At 40.6% G+C, this 6,795-nt stretch carries 4 protein-coding genes and 1 pseudogene; 3 read left to right on the top strand and 2 right to left on the bottom strand.

Features of this window, described 5'->3' with window-relative positions; translation table 11 throughout:
• Positions 1-48 precede the first annotated feature (48 nt).
• Together L2D08_RS23380 and asnB are read left to right on the top strand one after the other, a co-directional pair.
• Positions 49-1,182 carry a tyrosine-type recombinase/integrase gene (locus L2D08_RS23380; protein ID WP_242237917.1) on the top strand — a complete coding sequence of 378 codons (1,134 nt, stop codon included), beginning with the start codon at positions 49-51 and terminating at the stop codon, positions 1,180-1,182.
• 335 nt (positions 1,183-1,517) lie between these two features.
• The gene (gene asnB / locus L2D08_RS23375; protein WP_242237916.1) at positions 1,518-3,419 is read left to right on the top strand and encodes an asparagine synthase (glutamine-hydrolyzing); all 1,902 of its coding nucleotides are present in this window, start codon (positions 1,518-1,520) and stop codon (positions 3,417-3,419) included.
• Between the two features lie 71 nt (positions 3,420-3,490).
• Here asnB and L2D08_RS23370 read toward each other — a convergent pair whose 3' ends face one another.
• Together L2D08_RS23370 and L2D08_RS23365 are read right to left on the bottom strand one after the other, a co-directional pair.
• The gene (locus L2D08_RS23370) at positions 3,491-4,690 is read right to left on the bottom strand and encodes an aminotransferase-like domain-containing protein (RefSeq protein ID WP_242237914.1); all 1,200 of its coding nucleotides are present in this window, start codon (positions 4,688-4,690) and stop codon (positions 3,491-3,493) included.
• A gap of 536 nt (positions 4,691-5,226) precedes the next feature.
• Positions 5,227-5,682, bottom strand: coding sequence for a CBO0543 family protein (locus L2D08_RS23365; RefSeq protein WP_242237912.1), 456 nt, complete (start codon positions 5,680-5,682; stop codon positions 5,227-5,229).
• 547 nt (positions 5,683-6,229) lie between these two features.
• Here L2D08_RS23365 and L2D08_RS23360 point away from each other — a divergent pair.
• A pseudogene (locus tag L2D08_RS23360) lies at positions 6,230-6,581 on the top strand (class I tRNA ligase family protein); the annotation flags it as partial.
• Between the last annotated feature and the right edge of the window lie 214 nt (positions 6,582-6,795).

Genomic DNA, 6,795 nt, shown 5'->3' with positions numbered 1-6,795 from the left:
AAATATATATTAATTAGAAAGAAGTTTATAAATAACTAGGAGATACATATGGACAAATTAATCATACATAATGGAAACAGTCTACTGATTCCCGAGAACAGGGAAGAAGCTATTTCTGCGCTGATTGATCAGAAAGACCGTGCAGAGAGGGAAGGGAAGCCAGATTTTTACTATTTTAACGACCGGGATATGCTGCATTACTTTTTATACCGGGAAACCAATTTAAACAAAAAAGCGAATCGTTCCAAACGTACAATTCGGGAGTATGAAAAAGAATTACATATGATGATTAAACAGATGCTTGAGAATGGACCTGTGATGCATTTAGATTTGGATATCGTGGATGATTCCTTGTTTAAGAGCTTAGAAAAGCGGCACCTTCGCCGGTACCAAAAGTGGGTGGCGGAAGACAGCCCGCATGTACAGAAAAGGGGAAGCTATTCACCGGCCACACTTGAAAGAAAAACGGTTATTTGGAAAAGCTTTTTCTCCTTTTTATTTAAAAGCGGTTATATCCAAAAGCCGATCCATGAAGAACTGCTGACCGTTTCGGTCCGTTCTGAAGACCGGCCGAACCGCGATTTAGGGCCGCGTGAAGTAATCCAGCTGCTGGATTACTTTGAGGAGCGAAAGCAATACATTGCTTTTTCCCTTATTCATGTACTGGTCAGCACCGGCATGCGGAATGAGGAATTATGCCGGCTGACACTGGCCGATGTGCAGTATGACAGCATTTTAGGACATCATTATTTGTCTGTCACGGGAAAAGGAAACAAGAGGCGGGAAATTCCTTTAAAAGAAAAAGTGCTGGAGAGCATCCTTCAGTACCGGAAAGCGCGGTTTCGTCCGGTTACTTTTCCGAACAGCAGTGAGGAAGCGCTGTTTGTTACAAGTACAGGAAGGGCATTTAAACCAGACGGACTCGCTCATTATTTGAAAAGAGTGATCAAAGAAGTAGACCTGCCTTTCGTTCATTCCGGCCATATTAAATTAACAGCCCACGTATTCAGACATAGTTTTGCCATTATCTCTCATTTAAATAAAGCAGATGTCTTTTCTATTATGAAGGCACTCGGGCATGAAGACATTCACACTACAATGATTTACCTGCAAAAAGTTCTTCATAGAGAACAGCATGTCATTCATCAGTGGTCTAGTGAATCACTTGGCAAGTATATATAAGAACTTCGTCACAATAAGAAAAAAACCGTCGAAAAAGCTTGTTTTCTAAGGAAAACAGGCTTTTTGTCATCCCTTGTCCGGTGTCATTTATCCCCGTTTATAGACTTTGAAATGGTGGAAAGGTAGATAAAGGATCTTATACAAATTTGTTCGTTTTCATGGTATAATGATCCACTCTGGTAAATCTTTGCTTTTTCGTGAAATTAACTGTATTATTTATATTAGTACAGTTAATACAGACTTTCCTTCATCCAAAAAAAAGAATTATATAAAGGGTTGTCGTATATAAAGCTGGAAACAATATTTTATTAAATTTATCTAAGAAGGTGTAATGTATGTGCGGATTTGTGGGTTGTATGCACGCACGGCCATATAGACAAACAGAAGAAATGGCAGAAAACTTTAAAAAAATGAATGCCTTGATTACCCATAGAGGACCAGATGATGAAGGTTACTTTATGGAAGATCATGTGCAGTTTGGGTTTAAACGGCTGAGTATCATCGATCTTGAATGTGGACACCAGCCGCTTTCGTATGAAAACGACCGTTACTGGATTATTTTCAATGGAGAAATCTACAACCATGTTGAACTTCGGAAAGAATTAATGGAAAAAGGATACGAGTTTGCGACGGAATCCGATACAGAAGTGATCATTGCTTTATATAGCGATATGAAGGAAGAAGCCGTGAAGAGACTGAGAGGAATGTTTGGCTTTGTGATCTGGGACAAGGTAGAACAGCAGATCTTTGGAGCGCGCGACCATTTTGGTATCAAGCCGTTTTTCTACCTTGAGCAGGAAGAAAAAACGTACTTTGCTTCTGAAAAGAAAAGCATTTTGTCGGCACAAAAAGGCGAATTAGATGCCAAGTCTCTGCAGCACTACCTAAGCTTCCAGTACGTTCCAGAACCTGATACGATGACCGAAAACGTGAAAAAGCTTGAGCCTGGCCATTTCTTTACGCAAAAACCTGGACAAGCCATGAAGATCCAATCTTACTGGAAACCGACATTCCGCCCGATTAAGTCAACGGAAGACCAGATTATTAAAGACATTCGCAATGTGCTGATTGATTCTGTCAACGTGCATATGCGAAGTGATGTGCCGGTTGGTTCCTTTTTATCAGGTGGAATTGACTCTTCTTTTATCGTGTCACTGGCGAAGCAGGTAAATCCGGATTTAAAAACTTTTTCAGTCGGCTTTGAACGCAATGGCTTCAGTGAAGTAGATGTAGCAAAAGAAACAGCGGATGCGCTCGGTTTAGAAAATATCAGCCATATTATTTCGCCGGAGGAATTTGTACAGGAGCTTCCTAGGATCATCTGGCATATGGATGATCCATTGGCAGACCCTGCGGCCGTTCCGCTTTACTTCGTAGCACGTGAAGCGAGGAAACATGTGAAGGTAGTGCTATCCGGGGAGGGAGCGGACGAGCTGTTCGGCGGCTATAATATTTACCGTGAGCCGGAATCTTTGCGCATATTCCAATCGATTCCAGGACCGATGAAAGGCGCACTGAAAGCACTGAGCGGTATTCTGCCGGACGGCTTCAAGGGAAAAAGCTTTATCGAGCGTGGCGCGACACCGCTCGAACAGCGGTATATCGGAAATGCGAAAATGTTTGAAGAAGCGGAAAAAAGAGCCCTGCTGTCCCAATACAAGCCGAACATGGGTTATACAGATGTAACTGCCCCTATTTATCGCCAATCAGCTGACTATGATGCAGTTACGAAAATGCAGAACATTGACATTCATACGTGGCTTCGGGGAGATATTTTACTGAAAGCCGATAAAATGACGATGGCGCACTCGCTGGAACTGCGCGTGCCGTTTTTAGACCGAAAAGTATTTGACGTAGCGTCATCCATTGCGACAGACCAAAAAATTAAAAACAATACAACGAAGTATGTACTGCGCAAAGCAGCGGAAGGTATTGTGCCGGATCATGTTGTAAACCGTAAAAAATTAGGATTCCCGGTACCAATCCGCCACTGGCTGAAAGATGAATTATACGACTGGGCCGTGAACTTAATTCAAGTCAGCGGAACCGACTATTTGTTCAATAAGCAGGAAGTTCTGCACCTTTTACAGGAGCATGTCGGCAATAAAAAAGACAACAGCCGTAAAATCTGGACGATTCTTGTGTTTATGATCTGGCACCAGATTTATGTGGAAGAAGTGTATGATGTAGAACAGGCATTTGTGATGGAGCCTAAAAAGTACCCTGTGTATCAATAAACATAAAAAGAAAAGCACTTAGGCAAAAGTCTAAGTGCTTTTTTGCATATATAATGCGTTTATGGAGCTTTTTAAGAAGCAGGCTCTTCCTGCAGTTCGCGCTGAAGCACTTCTCCCAAGCGCTTCATTCCTTCTATAATCCGCTCTTTCGGCATATTAGAGTAATTTAAGCGCAGTGTATTTTTTTGCTGGCTGTTTGGAAAGAAAGGAATACCTGGCACAAATGCTACATCATTTTTCAAACATTCTAAAAAGATTTTCCTTGAATCAACTGAATCCGGAAGCTCGACCCAAATAAACAATCCGCCTTCAGGCTTGCTGTGAGAGACACTTTTAGGGAAAAAATGATTAATGCAGTCAAGCATTGTGGTGCATCGTTCTTTGTATACTGCTTTAATTTTTTCAATATGAGCTTCTATATCATAGAGCTCCATGTATTTTGCGGTAATTCGCTGAGCAAAGCTGTCAGAGTGCAAATCAGCGGTCTGCTTAAACGCTACGTATTTTTCAATAAAACCTTCGTCGGCACAGATCCAGCCAAGCCGAAGTCCCGGCGTGAAGATTTTTGAAAACGTGCTTAAATAAATGACTCTGCCTTCTGTATCAAAATGTTTGACTGGAGGGAGAGGTTCACCGGAAAAACGCACCGCTCCATATGGATTGTCTTCCACGATGAGCACATTGTATTGATTGGCAAGTTCGATTATTCTTTTTCGTCTTTCGAGTTTCATTGTTCGGCCAGTCGGGTTTTGAAAATCAGGTATGGTGTAGATAAACTTAGCGTTAGGATGCAGCTGCAGCTGCTTCTCCAACGCTTCCATGATCATACCGTCTTCATCCATATCTACTTCCACAAAGTTGGCATCATACACTTTAAAGGCGTTGATCGCAGCCAGATAGGTGGGGCTTTCGCAAAGAATAGTATCTCCTTCATCTAGAAGCAGTCTCCCTGTCAGGTCAATCGCCTGCTGTGAACCGGATGTAATGATCACCTGCTCTAGGGAAGCCTGAATGCCGATGGCATTCATACGCTTGATGATCGCGTTTCTTAAGGGAATATAGCCTTCCGTTGTACTGTATTGAAGAGAGGCCGGCCCGTCTTCTTTCAGTACAGCTTCACAGGCTGCGTTTAATGCTTCAACTGGAAACAGTTCAGGCGCCGGTAGACCTCCAGCAAAGGAAATAACCTCTGGCCGTTCCGTTACCTTTAAGATTTCGCGCGTTTCTGAAGACTTAACCCGGCTCGCTCTTTTAGCAAATTTACTTTCCATTACTACACACTCCACTTTTTGGTTTCTCACTTATCAAGTCCATAAGGATAGGGGAAACGTTATTTTATGCATAAGCTTCAAAAAGATTCTATTGCTAATAATATACATTCATTTATCATTCTGGCAACCATAATAGACAAAATATTATTTATTTTTTGATTTATTTGATAACTTATTCATCGAATTATAAACTATATTTGTATAGTAAAAATCACATCATCATGAGAGCGTTCTGAAAATCCATAACGTGAAAAGCATGTTTTTTAAGAGAAAATGGATGAAACTAAAGTAAAGGCTCCCTTCTGTGCGAGAACTTTGGCTATACACTTCTCATGTGATTCAGCATTTTTATATGGGGTTACTCCTATTTGTTATCATTGAATAATAACAAACGACAAAAGACAGCCAGGCGGAAAGCCTGGCTGCGAAATGGTTTCGGTTCTATAGGAGTTAGGTTTTGAAACTAACAATATCAGTATGAACCTTATTGTGGTAATTTATACACAAAAAAGAATATATTGAAAAAGAAGTAACGTTTACTTCTTTTTGATGATGCTCAGCTTTTGTAAATACAAATAAAACCAGTATCCTAAAAGATAAGGCAGGAGATACGAAATAAAGGTCCAAAAAAGATTCCACCCATTTCCGTATACAACTTTACCCATTAAAAGGAACAGCCCTTCAAGAAGCGTTGTGAACAGAGCGATTCCAAAAACAATCACATAGGGCTGCTTTGTTTTTTGAACAAAGTAAATCATATAGCAGCCTAGAACAGGAAAGATGCCTAAATTACAGGGATACGTAGCGAAAACATTTAGTTCAATAAAAGGATAAAAACGCCAAAAACCAAAATACACACCCAGCCCATTAACAATAAAAGCTACAACAGCAGCAAAAGGAGCAATCAATGGGATCAGCTGCTTATCTTTTGGATGAAGGTGCCACAAAGCAATAATCCACGGTATGGCCAGCAAAGTCATAGAGAAGTACATGTCGCCCTAACTCCTTCATGGAATGCAGAATGGTAAGATACCTAATGTATGCGCTTTAAACAGGCAGGCAGTAAAGAATGTATTGCCGATTCACTTATGAAGTAACCTGTCCGTTTTTTTAATCACTATACCACAATGAGGAAAAAAAGTCGGCTTATGTCGAATGATGGAGGAATAAGTTTTCTGAATTTTGTTGACAACAGAGAATATGGAGCGTAAGGCAGCCAATAACTATTAACAAAATATGAGAATTCGATGACGAGAAAGAGTAGCTGTGACCATCTTATCTACAGAGAGTTGACGATTTGCTGAGAGTCAACGGTAAGACCACAGTGAAAATCCTCTCCGCGAAGCTAAGCTGAACACAGATTAAGCTTTGACGGATTTCTGTCGTTAAAAAGAACGCGTATGATGGTACGTAGTGAGAGATAAAGGAAAACCACCACTAATGGTTTTTTTCTTTTTATCCGTGTTTATTTGTTTATAAACCCGATTCTGCGCAGCATCAGAATCGGGTTTTTTAATTCTAAAAAACGAGGTGAGACCAATGAAAGAGACGGCATTTGAAAGAGAAACTCGGATCAGGACAGTATGGAAAAAGAAAGGGACATTTCGTCTGTCCATTACAAACAGGGAAGGCTAGGAAACGTTTGTGGGCCGCCTACTTCCAATGGTCTGCCGCATGCCGGCCACGCATTGGGAAGAACAATCAAGGATTTTGTAGTCCGCTACAAAACCATGTCCGGCTATCGGTTCATTCGAAAAGCAGGCTGGGATACACACTAGAGCTAGGAGTAGAAAAGCAGCTGAAGATCCGCGGAAAAGATGAAATTGAACAATACAGTGTTGAATCTTTTATTGAGAAATGTAATGAAGGTTTTGTTTTTCATTTGTTTTGGTTTTTATCATTTTTCTCATCAACCGAACATTTGTTTTATACCTAATATACCATTTTAGCAATAGAGCTTTCAAGAAAAAAGAATGACTGAAAGAGCAGCAATTCATCCACCACTTAGCAAGCCTGAAGTGGGGGGGTGTTCTCGCCAAAGATGATAAAATATAATAGTTATTTACTCTAGATACATGAGATATTTTCAATATAGTAGACTAAAT

Source organism: Domibacillus sp. PGB-M46 (assembly GCF_022668875.1).
GTDB lineage: Bacteria > Bacillota > Bacilli > Bacillales > Domibacillaceae > Domibacillus.
This window is presented reverse-complemented; position numbering and strand designations above follow the sequence as displayed.

What these genes read in the sequence shown, in the direction of transcription:
- L2D08_RS23380 (WP_242237917.1), top strand. Translation starts at nt 49, where the DNA reads ATGGACAAATTAATCATACATAATGGAAACAGTCTACTGATTCCCGAG.
- asnB (WP_242237916.1), top strand. Translation starts at nt 1,518, where the DNA reads ATGTGCGGATTTGTGGGTTGTATGCACGCACGGCCATATAGACAAACA.
- L2D08_RS23370 (WP_242237914.1), bottom strand. Translation starts at nt 4,690, where the DNA reads ATGGAAAGTAAATTTGCTAAAAGAGCGAGCCGGGTTAAGTCTTCAGAA.
- L2D08_RS23365 (WP_242237912.1), bottom strand. Translation starts at nt 5,682, where the DNA reads ATGTACTTCTCTATGACTTTGCTGGCCATACCGTGGATTATTGCTTTG.